We start from the raw sequence: 17,942 nt of genomic DNA, 5'->3' as shown, positions 1-17,942 counted from the left end.
GAGTGGGGCGGGACCCTCCTGGTGCCGCCCCGGCTGCACCCGGTGCTGGGCCTGCTGGCGACGGCGGTCCCCTTTGGCGTCGTCTACTTCGCCATCTCCGCCGCGCTGGGCGTCCCGGAGGCGGGCGCCGTCTTCCGCAAGGTGGGCCGGAAGCTGGGGCTCGTCCGGTAGACGCGGCGCGGCGCCCGGCGGGGCGGCTGCCCTCCAGGCGGTGCCTGGGGACTCAAACGGAATGCAGGACAGGCCCCTTTTCGTTGGGATAGGAGGCCGATTGTGAAGGGGATGGCCGCATGCGGCTTCCTCCGGGCATGGCGCGCGTGTAATGTCCGCCGCCTTTTTCAAGAGGCCCTGACTTCAAGGAAGTCCCGGGTCGGAAATCGTCAACGGAAGGTCTCGGCAGTGAGCGACGAGAAGAGCGGCGGAAATTCGGGCGGTCCTGGCGGTTTCGGTCCCAAGAAGCCGAAGGCCACGTTTGGCGACGTGATGCTGGGCATCCCTTCGGGGGGCCAGGGCAACGAGCGCGGCGGTGGCCGTGGCGGCCGCGATGAGAAGAGTGGGCCGGGCCGCGGTGATCGCGGTCCTCGCGACGCCCAGTCGCAGCCCCGTCCCCAGGGCGACGCGCCCCGCGGTGGCGGTGAGCGCGGCGGTGGCCGTGGCGGCGAGCGCCGGGGTGGCGGAGGAGGCGGCGGAGAGCGCCGTCCGTCCGGCCCCATGGTGGTCGTGAAGCGGGCCTCGGGCTCCATCGAGACGCGCGCGCTGGAGGGTGAGAAGCCCGCCGAGGCGACCGCGACCGCGGAGCAGACGGGCGCCGACGCGCAGGCCTCCGCGGCCTCGACGCCGGCTCCGGCCCCGCGTCCGGTGACGCCGGCCCCCGCGCCGTCCAGCCCGCTGTACGAAGAGGTCCCGGAGACCGAGTCCTTCGCGGACATGTTCGAGGCGCAGGTCAAGGACGGTGGCGCTCCTGGCCGCCGCGGCGTGCGCATTGGCGAGAAGGTCGCCGGCACCATCTTCCAGCTGGGCGCGGACACCGCGTTCGTGTCGCTGGACGGCTCCGCGAAGTCGGAGGCGATGATCGAGCTGCGCGAGCTCAAGGACGACGAGGGCATCCTGCGCTTCGGCGTGGGTGACCGCCTGGAGGCGCACGTCGTGGAGATGGGCGCCCGGGGCATCCAGCTCAGCCGCGCGCTGGCCAAGGGCAACGCGTCCTTCGCGATGCTCGCGGAGGCCCGCGCCTCCGGCATGCCGGTGGAGGGCCTGGTCCTCAGCGTGAACAAGGGTGGCGTGGAGGTCGCCATCGGTGAGACGCGCGCCTTCTGCCCCATCAGCCAGCTGGACATCCGCTTCGTGGAGAAGCCGGATCAGTTCATCGGCGAGAAGCTCCGGTTCCGCGTGACGGAAGTGCGCGACCGCAACGTGGTGCTGTCCCGCCGCTCGCTGCTGGAGGACGAGCAGCGCCGGCTGGCCACGGAGACGCGCAAGACCCTGGCCGTGGGCAAGACGGTCAAGGGCAAGGTCTCCGGCGTGCGCGACTTCGGCGTGTTCGTGGACCTGGGCGGCGTGGAGGGCATGGTCCCCGTCTCCGAGCTCTCCTACACGCGCGTCGCTCACCCGAGCGACGTGGTGAAGCAGGGCGACGAGGTGGAGGTGGAGATCCTCCGCATGGAGGAGGGCCAGCCCAACTCCCCGGACAAGGCCAAGCAGAAGGAGCGCATCACCCTGTCGCTGCGTTCGCGTCAGGAGGATCCGTTCAAGAAGGCGCTGGAGGAGATCAAGGAGGGCGACCGCATGCAGGGCAAGGTCGTCCGGCTCCAGCCCTTCGGCGCGTTCGTGGAGCTGCGTCCGGGCGTGGACGGCCTGGTGCACATCTCCGCGCTGAGCGACCGGCGCATCGCGCACCCCCGCGACGCGGTGAAGGAAGGCGAGGTCATCTGGGTCTCCGTCGAGAAGATCGACCCGAATGACAAGCGCATCGGCCTGCGCCGCATCTCCGAGGAGGAGGCCCAGCGTCCTCCCGAGGAGCGCCCCGCGAAGGAGGCCCAGGCGTCGGCTCCCAAGGAGCCCGCGGCGCCCCGTCCCAAGGTGGGCGCGGTCGTCGTCGGCAAGGTGGATCGGCTGGAGCCCTACGGCGTGTTCCTCGCGTTCCCGGGCGGCAAGGGCCTCATCCCGGCCAGCGAGACCGGCACGGATCGCGGCACGGACATGCGCAAGCACTTCTCCATCGGCCAGGAGCTGAAGGTGGCGATCATCGACATCGACGCCTCCGGGAAGATCCGCCTGTCCATCCCCGGCGCCATCCGCGCGGAGGAGCGCGCCGAGGTGGAGGCGTGGCAGAAGACGCAGCAGCCGCAGGGCGCTGGCAAGAAGGGCTTCGGCACCTTCGCGGATCTGCTCAGCAAGCTGGGCAAGTAGTGACGTCACGCCATCTCGGCGCTCGCGCGAGACAATGCGATGGGGCGCCGAGATAGGTGTTGACGGTAGCGAGAGGCTTCGGTACTTACCCTCTCGTTCTCGCCGCGGGGTGGAGCAGCCTGGTAGCTCGTCGGGCTCATAACCCGAAGGTCGCAGGTTCAAATCCTGCCCCCGCAACTTGAAAAGCCCGGGGTCGAAATGAAAGTTTCGACCCCGGGTGTTCGAGGTGATAACAGCAGTGCCGCGTCACGGTGACGCGGGGTGGAGCAGCCTGGTAGCTCGTCGGGCTCATAACCCGAAGGTCGCAGGTTCAAATCCTGCCCCCGCAACTCTGAGAGGGCCCCGGTGGAAACACCGGGGCCCTTTCGCTTTTTCAGCGTCTGGCTTTGCCTCCCGCGGGCTTGGGCGGGCGCCACGCTTCGACCGGCAGGAGCGGGTGCTCCTCGAAGTGCCTGCGCGCCGTGCGGACGAAGGCGCCCACGTTCGCGGAGGCGCTGCGGCGGCCGGGGTAGATGACGCTCACCGGGACGGGGGGCGGCGCGAACGCTCCGAGGAGCAGCACCAGCCGCCCCGCGAGCACGGCGTCCGCCACCTGGTACGAGAGCGTGCGCGCGATGCCAGCGCCTTGCTCCGCCGCCGCGATGAGCGCGTCCGCGCTGTCGAGGATAAGGCGGGGCTGGATGCGCACCGGCTTCTCCCTCTCGCCGAACCGCCACTCGTTCGTCGTGTCGAGGTTCTCGAAGGCGATCAGCTCATGGCGGCTCAGCTCGGCGGGCGAGCGGGGGGCGCCTCGCTGCTTCACGTAGAGGGGGCTGGCCACCAGCACGCGGCGGACGGTGCCGACCTTGAGGGCAATGAGGCTGCTGTCCTTCAGCTCCCCCAGGCGGACGGCCGCGTCGATGCCTTCGTCCACGAGGTGCTGGTTCCTGTCCGACAGGTGCATGCGGACGGACAGGGCCGGATGCGCCGCGAGCAGCTTCTGGACCACGGGCAGCACATGGAGCCGTCCGAAGACGATGGGGGCGGTGAGGTGGAGCTCGCCTCGCGGTTCGGCGTTCTCACCGCGGACGCGGCGGTCCGCCTCGTCCAGGTCTTCGAGCAGCCGCTGGCAGCTCTCCAGGTAGATCTGTCCCCGCTCGGTGAGGCGCACGGAGCGCGTCGTGCGCGTGAGGAGCGCGAGCCCGAGCCGCTCCTCCAACCGGGCGACGGCCCGCGTGGCCACGGACGGAGAGATGCGCAGGTGGCGGGACGCGCCCGTGAAGCTTCCCTGCCTGGCGACGGCGACGAACGTCCGGAGCGTGAAGAGCTGGTCCATGATTCTTGCGGAGTTGGCAATGAAGTCTTGCCGACCCGGCTGATTATTTCAGCACGTCCCATGGATATACGTGAAGCATCGAGGGAGAAGACCATGGGCCGATTCGCCAGACTTGCCTTCACACCCGCGGTGAAGGCGCTCCAGGAGCAGAACGGGAGCCGCGCGGCCTACGCGCGGATGGAGAGGGCAGGGGACGCACCGGACGTGCTCTCGCCCGACGAGGCGGAGTTCCTGTCCCAGCGCGACAGCTTCTACATGGCCAGCATGGTCGCGAACGGCTGGCCCTACATCCAGCACCGGGGCGGTCCGCCGGGCTTCGTCCGGGTGTTGGATCCGCACACGATCGGCTTCGCGGACTACCGGGGGAACAAGCAGTACATCTCCACGGGCAACGTCAGCGAGAACGACCGGGTCGCGCTCATCTTCGTGGACTACCCGAACCGTGCGCGCCTGAAGGTCCTGGCGCACGCGTCCGTCATCACCCGCGAAACGGACCCCGCGACGATGGAGCGCCTGGAGGTCCCCGGGTACGGCGCGAAGGTGGAGCGCGGCTTCGTGCTCCGAGTGGAGGGCTTCGACTGGAACTGCCCCCAGCACATCACCCCGCGCTTCACCGAGGCGGAGGTCGACGTCGCGATGCGCCCGATGGTGAGCGAGCTCCACACGCTCCGCTCGGAGAACCGCTCCCTGCGCGAGGAGCTTGGGCGCTTGAAGCGGTCCACGGTTTGACCCTGGACCTACGGTTCGGTAGGTTACGGTTCGGTAGGTTTGGCAGTGGAGGAGCGATCCATGAACAGCCAGTCGCCGGGAGCACGGAAGAACGCGGAGGCCCTGCGGGGTGCCAGCCGCCTCGCGGTGCAGGCCACCCGGGGCGTGATGGGGCTCGTCGAGGAGGTGCATCGCACCATCGCCAGCGGTCCCTCCGTGCTGGGCAGGCCGCTGGAGCGCCCGGCCAGGGCCGTGACGGGGTGGATCTACGGAACACTTCAGGAGGTCGCCCGGCACGCCGGGGCAGGACTCGACGCCGTGCTCGCGCAGCTTTCACCCTGGCTGGGCGACAGCTCCCCTGGGCCCCAGCGTGAGGCGGTGGTCTCCGCGCTGAATGGTGTGCTGGGGGATGCGCTGGAGGAGCAGGGCAATCCGCTCGCCATAGCGATGACGTTCCGGGTTCGCGGGCAGCCGTTGCGCCTGGAGCCCCAAGCCCTGCGCGACGCTCTTCCGGAGGCAGGCAACCGGCTGCTCGTGCTGGTTCATGGCTCCTCGATGAACGACCTGCAGTGGAGCCGGCGGGGGCATGACCATGGCGCGGCGCTGGCGCGCGACCTTGGCTACACGCCGGTGTACCTTCACTACAACAGCGGTCTGCACATCTCCCGGAACGGGCGTGCGTTCTCGGAGCTGCTGGAGCAGCTCGTGTCCTGCTGGCCCGTGCCGCTCGAATCGCTGACGCTCCTGGGGCACAGCATGGGTGGGCTCGTGGCGCGGAGCGCATGCCTCGTCGCGGACGCGGAGGGCCATGGCTGGCGTCCCTTGTTGCGGAGGCTCGTCTGCCTGGGTTCGCCCCATCACGGCTCGCCGCTGGAGCGCGGTGGGAGCTGGGTGGACGTGCTGTTGGAGCTCAGCCCGTACAGCGCGCCGTTCTCACGCCTGGGACGGATCCGCGGTGCCGGGGTCACGGACCTTCGCTTCGGCAACGTGCTCGACGCGCACTGGGAGGGGCGGGAGCGCTTCGGGTGGGGTGGCGATGCGCGCCGGGCCCTCGCGCTGCCGGAAGGCGTGGACTGCTACGCGGTCGCGGCGACCACCGCGAAGACGCTGTCGCCGCGGCCGCCGGGTGACGGGCTGGTCCCGGTGGACAGCGCGCTCGGCCGCCATGCCCTGCCGGAGCTGACGCTGCGGTTCCCGGAAGCGAACCAGCGCATCATCCCGGGCGCGAATCACCTGGGCCTGCTCGATCACCCTGAGGTCTACGCCGCGCTTCGAACGTGGCTCGCTTCCTGAGCGGATCCGCCCGCTACAGCGGCTGGACGTGCTCCGCGATGCGGCCCGAAGCCAAGAGCTCCCGCAGCTCATCGGCCATGCGGTCGCCCTCGGTCAGCACCTGCTTCCACGCGCGGATCCGATCATCGGCCTGCATCTGCGTGAAGTCCGAGCGGTCCGGGATGCGTCCACCGGGCAGCCGCGCCAGGTGCGCGGGCGACGGCGTGATGATCAGCGCGCGGCGGAAGTTGAGCGGCCCCGCGCGGCGCCACTTGAGCGACTTGTCGAACCAGCCGGGCACCACGTACGGATAGAAGTGCGGATAGAGCACCAGCCTGTCGCCCGTGCCGTAGTCGACGTCCAGGTGGTAGTCGACGACGCCGCCGTCCCGGTACGTGCCGGACGGAGCGCCGGGGATGTCACGGACGCCCGCGAGCACCATCGGAATGGAGCCCGAAGCAATGAGCGCCGGGCGTAGGTTGTCGCGGGTGAGGGGGCGGTGCACTGACGGCAGGTCCTTGAGCCCAGCGAACGGGCTCGAGTCCCCAGCGGTATGGAAGATGACGCGCTCCATGTGGAGCCCGAGCGTCCGGCGGCTCACCGCGTTCGCCAGCGCGCCCAGCACGAAGCCCGCGAGCTGCACACGGGACTGCTCCGCCGCCAGCAATCCCTTGCACCGGGTCGTCACCACGTGCAGGCGCGCCCACGGGTGCGTGAGGATCTCCTCCATGCCATCCGGCCCCAGGAGAGAATCCAGGATCGTCGCGCTCCTCTCGCTGACCAGCGAGGGCGGAGGCTTGGGCGGATAGCGCTGCTCCAGGTACGCGTCCGCGAAGCGCTTCAGCGCGGCCACCGGGTTCTTCTGCGCCAGACACGCCAGACGCCAGCTCCCGATGGAACTGCCGATGAGATGCAGCGGCCGGGTGCGCGGCTGCTGGAGGAGCTCGCCGAACAGCACGCGGTCGATTCCCTCCAACCCCAGCCACTTCGGTCCGCCGGATGCGCCCGGAAGGATGTCCACATCCTCCGCACGCAGCCCGCGCTCCCGGAGGATGCGCAGGGCGTCGGGGCCCGCAAGCAGGGTCAGGCTCTGGCTCATCGCGGGCGCGGACCCTAGCAGTCCGGCGCGAGAAAAGGCTCAGCGCTCGTCGTCCGGACGCTCCGACTCCAGCGGGTGGAGCGTCACCACCTGATGGCCGTCCTCCGGCTCGGTGCGCGCCCTCTCCAGTTCCTCGGGTGTCTGGGGCGCCCGTTCGGAAAACCCGTCGTTCTCCAGGTGCCGCTGGCGCTGCTCACTGGTCTCGCCGTAGCCCTCCAGCTTCTTGCCCGCCATGGTCGTCCTCACATGCGAAAGGTGAACCTCAAGCCTTGGGATGACGCCGCGTGGGCGCAAGCGGTGGTCTGCCCGTGCGGCTGCTCGCTCCAGGAGCGGGGCTCCAGCGGGCGCTCACTCCTCCAGCGTTCCCACGGAAGGGGCCGCGCCGTCGCGCTCGCGCTGGGCCTCCAGGTAGGCGGAGAAGCCCGCCTTGGACTGGATGCGGAACACCGGGAGCCGGGGCAGCACGTCGTCCGCGAAGGCGTATTGCTCGCAGACGAGGCTCGCGCGCAGGGCGCCTTCCGGGCCTCCGGTGAAGGGCTGGACCTCGTGCTGGAGGTTGCCCCGGAAATGGACCAGCAGGCCCGGCTTGGGGCGCACCTCGCCCTGGAGTTGGTTGTCTCGCAAGAGCCGCAGCGCGCCTCCCCGCGCGCCTTTCGGAACGCGCAGGTACAGGACGCTCACGTGTTCGGGCGTCGCGTCCGGGACACCGCTGGGCTCCTGCAACGTCGCGTCGATGTGCCGTCCCACTGGCGTGCCCGCGTCCAGCAGCAGCAGGTTCAGATAGAACGCATTGGGGCGCGGACGCGTGTCGCGGCCTCCGAACCAGCGCTGCGTCCACGGCAGGAGCCCGCGCGCGCTGTCATCGTCGAGGATGCGGCGCAGGTAGACGGACAGGAACGGGAAGCGGGCCTCCAGCGTCGCGCGGCCCTCGCGCGTGAAGATGAACGCGAAGCCCCGGCTCGCACGGAACGTGCCCATCAACGGACTGCGCGCGACGAAGCGGGAGCCGAGCAGGGCACCCCCCAGGGCCTCCAGCTCCGCGCGGGGCAGGGCGTCGCGGTGGGTGACGTACTCGGGCACGGACCGGACGCTAGCGCCTTCCCGGCACGCGCGAGAGGGGAACCGTCACCGCTCGCCTCCTTCCCGGCCGGGCCCGTGGCTACAGGGACGCCTGCTTCGCGCCGAGCTTCGTCTTGCCCAGCATGTGCAGCAGCGCCTTCTCCGAGCAGTGCATGCCTTCGCCCGAGCTCGCCGCCAGCTCGTCCACGGACCGGAAGTAGCGGTCCACCACCTGGCCCCGTTCGAAGAGGACGAGCACGGACGGGTAGATGTACGACGCCTTCGCCACCGCGGGCGTGTTGCCCAGCTGCTCGGAGGCCTCTCGCACCGCGGCCACCATGCTCTTCTTGAGCACGGTCTTCTTCACCGGGCCGCCGTCTCCGTCCTCCTTCACGCGCTCGCGCGCCCTCGCCAGCGCGCAGGCGCAGATGAGCGTGCCCGCCCAGGTGCGGAAGTCCTTCGCGCTGAAACCCGGCCCCATCACCTGCTGGATGTACTCGTTGATGTGCCGGCGCCGCACGTCCACCACCGCGCCGTCGTCGACCACGAACTTGAAGACATCCCGCCCGGGCACCTTCAACAACTGCCGCACGAGCGTCGCCACGCGCCGGTCCTTCAACTCGCGGTGCTGCCGCACGCCGGACTTGCCCGGGTAGTCGAACACCACCGTGTCGCCATGCACCTTCACGTGCCGCGAGCGCAGCGTGGCCAGCCCGAAGCTGCCGTGCTCCTCCGCGTAGCGCTCGCTGCCCGGCCGGATGAAGCAGGTGCCCAGGATGCGCAGCATCCCCGCGAGCACCCGCTCACGGCCCAGGCCCCGCTTGCGCAAATCCTTGCTCACCTGGCGCCGCATCTTCGGCAGCGCCTGCGCGAAGCCCACGATGCGCTGGTACTTCGCATCCCGCTGCTTCTGCGTATGCGCCTCGCTGTAGCGGTACTGCCAGCGGCCCGCCCCGTCCCTCCCCACCGCTTGAAGGCGCGCGGTGGCCTTGGGCGAGATGGCCACGTCCGTCCAGGCGGGCGGCAGGCGCAGCGCGTCGATGCGCTCCCGCTCCGCTTGCGACACCGCCCGGCCCCGCGCGTCCACGTAGCGGAAGCCGCGCTTCATCGTCCCCAGCCGCCGGTGGCCGTCCTGCCGCAGCCGCTCCAGCTGGGTCATCCCCGGGTGGCTCGCGGGGCGGGGGCGCTCGGGTTCTGAGACGGCGGCATGGGAGGGCATCGCCTCCCTGTAGTGCGCAGTCCACGCCGGGGCGGCAATCCGGGTGCCCCCTGGCAGCAGAGGGGGCAGCCGGCCAGAAAAGCCCCTGGCGGCATTTTCGGATATGGGTGCAGTCGTTTAGAGTTCGTTGTGACTCCCACCTCCTAATTTATTCCCGAGGCATGACGACCTTTCTCGACGCCCTCCTGGCGTTTCCGACCGCGATCTTCACCATCCTCCTCGGTGTGGTGCTGGCCTACTGGCTGTGCGTGATCATCGGCGCGGCGGGCATCGACATGCTGGATGGCGACTCGGCCCTGGAGGGCGGCGCCAAGGCGGTGAGCGGCGCGTTCGAAGGCGGCGCCAAGGCCACCTCGGGGATCCTGGAAGGTGGCGCGAAGGCCATCGGGGGCCATGACGTCGGCCACGCGGGGCACTCGCACCTGCACGACGCGGAGGCCGCCACCGGCCTGCTCGCGGCGCTGGGCTTCGGGGGCATCCCCGTCACCGTGTCGGTGAGCCTGGTGGTGTTCCTCTCTTGGTCGCTGTCGCTGCTCGGCGGACAGGCCACGCACTCGGCGCTCTCCATTTTGCCCTCGTGGCTCGTGAGCACGGGCCTGGGCCTCGCTTGCGCGACGGTGGGCACGGTGGCGGGCGGGCTCGCGGTGCGGCCGCTGCGCCCCATCTTCATCGCCAAGAAGGCTCCGGGCCGCGATGCGCTGATGGGCCGCGTGTGCACCATCTCCAGCGGCAGCGTGACGGCGAAGGACGGCCACGCCACTTTCGACGATGGGGCCGCGGGCCTCATCCTCAACGTCTTCTGTGACAAGCCCAATGAGCTCAAGCGCGGTCAGCCGGCGTTGATCCTCGGCTACGACGCGGAGCGGGGCGTGTACGAGGTGGAGCCGGTGGACTGGCTCCTCCCCCAGGAAATGGAGCAGCTGCGTGATCCGCTGAAGGCAGCGGCCGTCGCGCGAGCCCGCTCACAGCGATGAACATTGGCGTCCTCCGGGCTCCTCCGGACGGGCGCGACAAGCGGCACCGGGTGGCTTTCGCGGGGGACCCCGAGTGCTTGGAACAAGGCCCGCCCAACGGACTTCTCAGGATAGGCCATGGATCCCATCAGCATCGCGGCAATCAGCGGCGTCGCAATCGTCATCTTCTTCGGCATCTTCGCGAGCGTGGCCAAGTTCTACCGCCAGGTGGATCAGGGCAAGGTGCTCATCGTCAACACGCTGAAGACGGAGCCCACGGTCACCTTCACCGGCTCCGTGGTGCTGCCCATCGTGCACCGCGCGGAGGTGATGGACATCTCGCTGAAGACGGTTGAAATCGACCGCCGCGGCAAGGAAGGCCTCATCTGTCAGGACAACATCCGCGCGGACATCAAGGTCACCTTCTTCGTTCGCGTGAACAAGACGCGTGAAGACGTGCTCAAGGTGGCCCAGTCCATCGGCTGCGCGCGCGCGTCGGATCAGGAGACGCTGGAGAACCTCTTCGAGGCCAAGTTCTCGGAGGCTCTCAAGACCGTCGGCAAGTCCTTCAACTTCGAACAGCTCTACACCAAGCGCGACGAGATCAAGGACAAGGTCGTCGAGACCATTGGCCGCGACCTCAACGGCTACATGCTGGAGGACTGCGCCATCGACTTCCTCGAGCAGACCCCGGTGGAGATGCTCGACAAGGACAACATCCTGGACGCCCAGGGCATCCGGAAGATCACCCAGCTCACCACCGAGCAGAACGTCTTCACCAACGAGCTGAAGCAGTCCGAGCGCATGGCGGTGACCAAGCGCAACGTGGAAGCCGACGAGGCCATCTTCGCCCTCGAGCGTCAGCGCGAGGAGGCGGCCGCCAAGCAGCGCCGCGAGATCGACATCATCCAGGCGCGTGAGACGGCCGAGGCCGACCGCGTGAAGAGCGAGGAGTTCGCCAAGGCGCAGCTGGCGCGCATCAAGGCGGAGGAAGAGATCGCCATCAACGAGGAGAACAAGCAGCGCCAGGTGCAGGTGGCCCAGAAGAACCGCGAGCGCGTGGTGGGCGTGGAGACCGAGCGCGTGGAGAAGGACCGCGCCCTGGAGGCCATCAACCGCGAGCGTGAGACGGAGCTGCAGCGCATCGCGAAGGAGAAGGCGCTGGAGTCGGAGAAGAAGGCCATCGCCGACGTTGTCCGCGCCCGCATCGCGGTGGAGAAGACCGTCGCCCAGGAAGAGGAGAACATCAAGGACCTGCGCGTGACGTCGGACGCGAAGCGCACCAAGGACGCGATCATCATCACCGCCCAGGCGCACGCCGAAGAGGCGTCCGTGAAGGACGTCACGGCCGCGGAAGCGAGCGCGAAGATCTCCGTGTTCCTCGCCAAGGAGAAGCTGACCCTGGCCGAGGCCGACCTGGAGGCCGCGGACAAGCAGGCCAAGGCGAAGATGCGGCTTGCCGAGGGCATCCAGGCCGAGTCCGCCGCGGCGGGCCTGGCCAGCGTGCGCGTGCGTGAAGCGGACGCGGTCGCCACGGAGAAGCTGGGCATGGCGCAGGTGCGCGTGAAGGAGGCCGAGGCCTCCGTCATCGAGAAGCAGGGCCAGGCGCAGGCGTCCGCGGTGCGCGAGAAGCTGCTCGCCGAGGCCGCGGGTGCGGAGCAGAAGGGCCTGGCCCACGCCCGCGTGCAGGAGGCCGAAGCCACCGCCATCCACAAGCGCGGCGAGGCGGAGGCGTTCGCCACGCGCGAGAAGCAGCTGGCCGAGGCCGCCGCCATCCAGGAGAAGCTGATGGCCGAGGCCCGGGGCCTGTCGGAGAAGGCCGCCGCGATGAAGGCCCTGGACGGCGTGGGCCGCGAGCACGAGGAGTACCGCCTGCGCCTCCAGAAGGAGCGCGACGTGGAGATGGCCGCCATCAACGTCCGCAAGGAGATTGCCCAGGCCCAGGCCACGGTCCTGGCCCAGGCCTTCACCAACGCGAAGTTCCAGATCGTCGGCGGCGACGGGAAGTTCTTCGAGAACTTCGTCAAGGCCGTGTCCTTCGGCAGCTCGGTGGACGGCGCGCTGGACCACGGCGAGGCCCTGAAGAAGACGCTCGGTGGCTACCTCAACGGTGAGAAGGACCTGCCGGCGGACCTGAAGGAGATCCTCTCCAAGCCGGGCCTCAGCAACGACGCGCAGAACCTGGCCGTCGCGGCGCTGCTCAACCGGATGTCGGTGAGCCCCACGGAGTCCACCGCCGCCGGCATCAAGGCGCTGGTGCAGACGGAAGCGGCGGCCCTCGCGCAGAAGCAGCAGGGCTGAAGCGTCCCGCCAATCGCAATCCCTTCTCGGTGAACATCCATGGCAACTGACAGCACCAAGACCTCGGGCACCCAGGCGCCCGGGGGCGAGGCGACGCTGGAGGGCGGCAGCTACGAGGTCATCCGTGCGCGCCTCCTCTCCCAGGCGGACGCGCTGGCGACCCAGGCGAACGACCTCAACGGGCGGCGCAAGGCGCTGTTCGGTGGCACGGAGCTCACCGTCATTGGCAACGAGCGGGTGCGCACGGAGAACAACTGCGTCCCCCGCGACATCGTCAGCGTCGGGAAGTACCTCCTCTTCGGCTACAACGTCTTCATCGGCCTGAAGAAGGAGACGAACGTCTCGGACGTCTTCTCGCTGCACCGCTTCGAGAAGACGGCCGAGGGCTTCGACCTGTCCGCCGTGCCTCCCACGGAGGCCGGCGGCTTCCTCGCGGACCCCCGGTTCGTGAAGGACTTCGGCGAGCTGTACAAGTACTACAAGGACGCGAAGCTGCTGCAGCTGCGGCGGCGGGACTCGCGCCTGCTCGCGGTGTTCCAGACGGGCCTGTCCGCGCGCGACCTCAAGGTCTTCCGCTTCAACGTGGACGTGGAGGGCCGCGCCACCTACGTGGACAACCAGGGTGAGCGCGACCACGTCTACCCGCCGTCGCACGACTTCGAGTGGACGGTGGCCACGCGCGAGCAGTACGTGCTGGGCCAGCACCCGCACGTCAACGTGCTGGATCAGGTCTTCGTGGAGACGGTGAAGGGCGACCTCACCGTGAAGGTGGAGGACAACACCACCACCGGCCTGGGCATCTACAGCGAGCCGGTGGAAGACCCGGACCAGTCGCTGGACGACGCGGAGTTCGCCTGGACGCAGGTGGGCGGGATCATCCTCCTGCGCATCCTGCCGTTCCGGGAGAAGGCGTACCGCTACCTCGTCTTCAACTCGCGCACCCAGCACGTGGTGCGCATCGACGCCATCGGTCAGTCCTGCGTGCGGCTGCCGGAGGACCAGGGCATCGTCTTCCCGGGCGGCTACTACCTCCAGACGGGCGACTACAAGGTCTTCGAGGGCGCGTCGGAGGGGATGGAGTTCCATCAGGCGGTGCGCTCGCCCAACGGGGAGGACGTGCTCTACGTCTTCCACCGCCGGGACGACGGCGCCTACGTGCTCTTCCCGTACAACCTGGTGCGCAAGGAGGTGCAGACGCCGCTGCAGGCGAACGGCATGAGCCTCTTCGCGGACGGCGGGCTGGTGGTGTTCCGCGCCACGTCGCAGGAGCCCACGCGCGTGCACCCCATGCAGGTGTGGCAGACGCCGTTCGTCTCCGACGAGCACGCGGCGAAGCTGCCCCCCGCGCCGGGCTACCTGGGCAAGGTGGGCAACGCGGAGCTGGTGCGCGGCATCAGCGACGCGCTGACGCTGCCGCGCGTGGCCAAGACGGACAAGCCCACGCGCCGCACCTACGAGGACCTGGTCAACGCGGCCACGCGCGCCCTGGACGCGTACTACTGGCTGTCCCACGCGGAAGTGGGGCTCCAGGAGCCCATCGAGCTTTTGCGCCGCACCTCCGAGCTCATCATCGATGAGTTCGAGAAGGTCCTCGCGATGCGCAAGCGCGCGGAGGAGTCGCTCTCGCAGGCGCTGCAGACGCAGGAGGCGCTCCTGCTCAACGCGCAGCCGGAGGGGCTCACGGACGCCGAGGGCTTCATGCGCGCGCTGGCGGACCTGCGCCGGCACCGCGGGCACCTGATTACGTTGAAGGACATCCGCTACATGGACCTGGGGCGCGTGGACGCCCTGGAGCAGGCGGTGGTGGCCGCGTCCGACGCGGTGAGCACCGCGTGCGTGGACTTCCTCCAGAAGGGTGAAGCGCTCCAGCCCCTGGCCTCGCGGCTGGATGGGCTCTTGGAGCGGCTGGAGCCGCTGACGACGACGGCCGAGCTGGCCCCGCTGGCCGAGGACGTGGACCGCACCGCCCAGGGCCTGGAGGTGCTGGGTGAGGTGGTGGGCGGGCTCCAGGTGGGGGATCCGCTGGCCCGGGCCCGGATTCTTGAAGGCATCTCCGAGCTGTTCAGCCGGTTGAACCGCGTGCGCGCGGGGCTCCAGGCGAAGCGCAAGGAGCTGTCCGGCAAGGAGAAGCGCGCGGAGTTCGGCGCGCAGTTCAAGCTGCTGGGGCAGAGCATCGAGAACGCGCTGTCGCAGGCGGACTCGCCGGAGAAGTGCGACGAGGCGCTCTCCAAGCTCACCGTCCTTCTGGAGGAGCTGGAGGGCCGCTTCGGCGAGTTCGACGAGTTCCTGGGGCAGATCACCCAGAAGCGCGAGGAGCTGCTGGAGGCCTTCGGCGCGCGCAAGCAGGCGCTGGTGGACGAGCGTCAGCGCCGGGCCTCGGGCCTCTTCGGCGCGGCGGAGCGCATCCTCCAGGGCGTGCAGCGCAGGGCGAAGTCGTTCAAGGCGGACGACGAGCTCAACGCCTACTTCGCGTCCGACGCGATGATCCTCAAGCTGCGGCAGCTGTCCGAACAGCTGCTGGCGCTCCAGGACAGCGTGCGCGCGGACGAAGTGCTGTCGCGGGTGAAGTCCGCGAAGCAGGACGCCCTGCGCGCGCTGCGCGACAAGCAGGACCTGTTCGAGGGCGGCGAAGGCCTCATCAAGCTGGGGCCCTACCGCTTCCACGTGAACACGCAGCCGCTGGAGCTGACGCTGGTGCCGCGCGACGGCGCGCTGTACCTCCAGCTCACCGGCTCCGACTACACCCAGAAGGTGGAGGACCCGGAGCTCTTGAAGTACCGCGAGCTCTGGGATCAGCACCTGGTCTCCGAGACGCGCGACGTGTACCGCGCGGAGTACCTGGCCGCGGGCCTGCTGATGGACGCGGAGGAGGGGAAGGGCAGCCTCACGCTCGCGGCGCTGTACGAGGCCGGCGCGCAGGGGCAGTTGCTGGAGCACGTGCGCGCGTACGCGGCGGACCGCTTCGACGAGGGCTACGAGCGCGGCGTGCACGACGCGGACGCGACGGCGCTCCTGGAGAAGCTGCTCGCGCTGCACCAGGGGGCGGGCCTGCTGCGCTTCGCCCCGGTGCCTCGCGCCTGGGCCGCGCTGTATTGGGCGTTCGACCCGGACGACGCGCTCCGGGGCGTGTTCCACCGGCGGGCGCGCAGCCTCGCGCGGCTGCGCCAGGCGTTCGACATCGGCTCGGACCTGGTGGCGCTGGGGGATGAGCTGGGCGAGCGCGTGCTCGCGTTCCTCCAGGGCCACGGCCTCACCGCTTCGCCCGCGGAGGGCCGGCAGGCGGGCCGCTACCTCGTGGAGGAGCTGGCGGTGGAGCGCCCCCGCTTCACCACCAGCCGCGAGGCCCTGGCGCTGAAGGACGCCTTCCTCTCGCACCTGGACCGCCACGGTTCGCGCACCGCGTTCGACGACGACCTGCGCGGCCTGGAGAAGAACCTGCCGGAGCGCCTGCGCATCGCCCGCGCCTGGGTGGACGCGTTCCTCGCGAAGCGCGAGGGCGGCCCGGGCGATTCGTCCCACGTCGCGCTGGAGACGGCGGTGGTGCTCGTCACGGACCGCAAGCTGGACCGCGAGACGGCGGGCGCCCTCACCGCCACGGAGGCCACGGGCCTGCTGGGCAGCCACCCGCGCGTCCAGGACCGCAAGCTGGCCCTGCGCCTGGACGAGTTCCTGGCGCGGCTGGGCGAGTTCCGCCAGGTGCGCGTGCCCGCGTACGTGGCCTACCGCGCGTACCTGCGCGACCTCCTGGACCGCGAGCGGCGCAAGCTGCGGCTGGAGGAGCTGACGCCCAAGGTGCTCACGAGCTTCGTGCGCAACCGGCTCATCGACGAGGTGTACCTGCCGCTCATCGGCGCGAACCTGGCCAAGCAGCTGGGCGCGGCGGGCGAGGGCAAGCGCACGGACCGCATGGGCATGCTGCTGCTCATGTCGCCGCCGGGCTACGGCAAGACGACGCTGATGGAGTACGTGGCCAGCCGCCTGGGCCTCACCTTCGTGAAGGTGAACGGGCCGGCGCTGGGTCACTCCGTGAAGTCGCTGGATCCGTCGGAGGCGCCCAACGCCACCGCGCGGCAGGAGGTGGAGCGCATCAACCTGTCCTTCGAGATGGGCAACAACGTGATGCTCTACCTCGACGACATCCAGCACACGGATCCGGAGCTGCTCCAGAAGTTCATCTCCCTGTGCGACGGCCAGCGCCGCGTGGAGGGTGTCTGGAATGGCCAGACGCGCACGTATGACCTGCGCGGCAAGAAGTTCTGCGTGGTGATGGCGGGCAACCCGTACACGGAGACGGGCGAGCGCTTCCGCATCCCGGACATGCTCGCCAACCGCGCGGACACCTACAACCTGGGTGACATCCTGGACGGCAAGGAGGAGCTGTTCGCGCTCAGCTACCTGGAGAACGCGCTCACCTCCAACCCGGTGCTGGCGCCGCTGGCCACGCGCGACCCGCAGGACGTGCACCGCCTCATCCGGATGGCCAAGGGTGAGGACGTCCCCTCCGGCGAGCTGAAGCACGGCTACGCGGCGGCGGAGCTCCAGGAGATCATCGCCGTCTTCCAGCGGCTGTTCCGCGTGCAGCAGGTGCTGCTCAAGGTGAACCTCCAGTACATCGCGTCCGCCGCGCAGGACGAGCGCTTCCGCACGGAGCCGCCGTTCAAGCTGCAAGGCAGCTACCGCAACATGGGCAAGATGGCGGAGAAGGTCGTCTCCGCGATGACGGACGACGAGCTGGAGCGCCGCATCGACGACCACTACCAGGGCGAATCCCAGACGCTCACCACCGCGGCCGAGCAGAACCTGCTCAAGCTCGCGGAGATGCGCGGGCGCCTGACGCCGGAGAAGGCGAAACGCTGGGAGGAGATCAAGCAGGGCTTCGCCCGCGTGAAGCGCATGGGGGGCAAGGAGGACGACCCCGTGGCGCGCGTCACCGGACAGCTGGGCGCCATCGAGGAGCAGCTGGGCTCCGTGCGCGACGCGGTGGTGCAGGCCGCCGCGCAGGCGAACGCCCCCAGCGAGGACACGCCCGTGGCCCCGCACCTGGAGGCCCTGCGCGAGGCCGTGCTGGAGGTGGCCCGCGTCAGCCGCGAGGCCGCCCAGAAGCCGCCCGCCCCGGTGCAGGTGTCCCTCCCGGCCGCGCCCCCGCCGGTCCAGGCTCCGGCCACGGACCTGGCTCCGTACCTCAAGCACCTGGCGCACCTGCTCAAGGCCCTCACGGAGCGCGTGGCCACCCAGGCGGAGGAGGCGCCCACGCTGCGCAACGCGCCCATGCCCCAGGCGCCCGCGCCGGACTTTGGCCCGTACATGGCGCAGCTCTCCAAGGCGATTACGGCCCTGGCGGACCGGCCCGTGTCGGTGTCCCTGCCTTCCCAGGCGGAGTCGCTCCAGCGCGCCGCGAACGGTCCGTCTCCGGCGGAGTTGAGCCGTCAGATTGAGCTGGTGGAGGGCGCGCTGCTGCCCCTGGAGCGTGCGGCCCGCCGCAACGTGCAGGGCGAGGGCGAAGGCATCAAGGCGCTCCAGGTCTGGCAGGGGGTCACGGAGGCCCTGGAGCTGCTGCGCGGCATGCTGCGGCGCTAGGGATTGCGAAGAAAGCTTTCAAAGTCTGGC

11 protein-coding genes and 2 tRNA genes are annotated in these 17,942 nt (G+C 69.8%); 8 read left to right on the top strand and 5 right to left on the bottom strand.

What is annotated here, in order from left to right:
• Positions 1–399 precede the first annotated feature (399 nt).
• The 3 genes from D7W82_RS11710 to D7W82_RS11700 all read left to right on the top strand — a co-directional run bounded on the left by D7W82_RS11710 (position 400) and on the right by D7W82_RS11700 (position 2,738).
• Entirely contained in the window at positions 400–2,409 is a 2,010-nt protein-coding gene (locus D7W82_RS11710) for a S1 RNA-binding domain-containing protein (RefSeq protein ID WP_120618421.1), read from the top strand.
• A 103-nt stretch (positions 2,410–2,512) separates the two neighbouring features.
• Positions 2,513–2,586 (top strand) — tRNA-Met (locus D7W82_RS11705).
• A 78-nt stretch (positions 2,587–2,664) separates the two neighbouring features.
• Positions 2,665–2,738, top strand: a tRNA-Met gene (locus tag D7W82_RS11700).
• Positions 2,739–2,782: 44 nt separating this feature from the next.
• Here D7W82_RS11700 and D7W82_RS11695 read toward each other — a convergent pair.
• The gene (locus D7W82_RS11695) at positions 2,783–3,724 is read right to left on the bottom strand and encodes a LysR family transcriptional regulator (RefSeq protein ID WP_120618420.1); all 942 of its coding nucleotides are present in this window, start codon (positions 3,722–3,724) and stop codon (positions 2,783–2,785) included.
• A gap of 93 nt (positions 3,725–3,817) precedes the next feature.
• Between D7W82_RS11695 and D7W82_RS11690 the strand changes: the two genes are divergently transcribed.
• Both D7W82_RS11690 and D7W82_RS11685 read left to right on the top strand, forming a co-directional pair.
• On the top strand, positions 3,818–4,453 hold the full coding sequence (locus D7W82_RS11690; protein ID WP_158617637.1) for a pyridoxamine 5'-phosphate oxidase family protein: 636 nt from the start codon (positions 3,818–3,820) through the stop codon (positions 4,451–4,453).
• 60 nt (positions 4,454–4,513) lie between these two features.
• Positions 4,514–5,725, top strand: a complete 1,212-nt coding sequence (locus tag D7W82_RS11685) for an alpha/beta hydrolase (RefSeq protein ID WP_120618418.1) — start codon at positions 4,514–4,516, stop codon at positions 5,723–5,725.
• 13 nt (positions 5,726–5,738) lie between these two features.
• On the opposite strand, the gene D7W82_RS11680 is transcribed toward D7W82_RS11685, so the two are convergent.
• The 4 genes from D7W82_RS11680 to D7W82_RS11665 all read right to left on the bottom strand — a co-directional run bounded on the left by D7W82_RS11680 (position 5,739) and on the right by D7W82_RS11665 (position 9,081).
• Complete coding sequence (locus D7W82_RS11680; protein ID WP_120618417.1) at positions 5,739–6,803, bottom strand: patatin-like phospholipase family protein; 1,065 nt, start codon at positions 6,801–6,803, stop codon at positions 5,739–5,741.
• A gap of 39 nt (positions 6,804–6,842) precedes the next feature.
• Complete coding sequence (locus tag D7W82_RS11675; protein WP_120618416.1) at positions 6,843–7,037, bottom strand: hypothetical protein; 195 nt, start codon at positions 7,035–7,037, stop codon at positions 6,843–6,845.
• Between the two features lie 114 nt (positions 7,038–7,151).
• On the bottom strand, positions 7,152–7,883 hold the full coding sequence (locus tag D7W82_RS11670; protein ID WP_120618415.1) for a 2OG-Fe(II) oxygenase: 732 nt from the start codon (positions 7,881–7,883) through the stop codon (positions 7,152–7,154).
• Positions 7,884–7,962: 79 nt separating this feature from the next.
• Positions 7,963–9,081, bottom strand: coding sequence for a DNA topoisomerase IB (locus tag D7W82_RS11665; RefSeq protein WP_233587429.1), 1,119 nt, complete (start codon positions 9,079–9,081; stop codon positions 7,963–7,965).
• A gap of 161 nt (positions 9,082–9,242) precedes the next feature.
• Here D7W82_RS11665 and D7W82_RS11660 point away from each other — a divergent pair, with 161 nt between their 5' ends.
• The 3 genes from D7W82_RS11660 (at position 9,243) to D7W82_RS11650 (ending at position 17,912) form a co-directional block, all read left to right on the top strand.
• Complete coding sequence (locus D7W82_RS11660; protein ID WP_120618413.1) at positions 9,243–10,055, top strand: hypothetical protein; 813 nt, start codon at positions 9,243–9,245, stop codon at positions 10,053–10,055.
• A 117-nt stretch (positions 10,056–10,172) separates the two neighbouring features.
• Positions 10,173–12,335: a flotillin family protein gene (locus D7W82_RS11655; protein WP_120618412.1), complete on the top strand. Its 2,163-nt coding sequence runs from the start codon at positions 10,173–10,175 to the stop codon at positions 12,333–12,335.
• 39 nt (positions 12,336–12,374) lie between these two features.
• Positions 12,375–17,912 carry a DNA repair ATPase gene (locus D7W82_RS11650; RefSeq protein WP_120618411.1) on the top strand — a complete coding sequence of 1,846 codons (5,538 nt, stop codon included), beginning with the start codon at positions 12,375–12,377 and terminating at the stop codon, positions 17,910–17,912.
• The last annotated feature ends 30 nt before the right edge of the window (positions 17,913–17,942 follow it).

The sequence above is a fragment of the Corallococcus sp. CA049B genome (assembly GCF_003611685.1).
Classification (GTDB): Bacteria; Myxococcota; Myxococcia; order Myxococcales; family Myxococcaceae; genus Corallococcus; species Corallococcus coralloides.
This window is presented reverse-complemented; position numbering and strand designations above follow the sequence as displayed.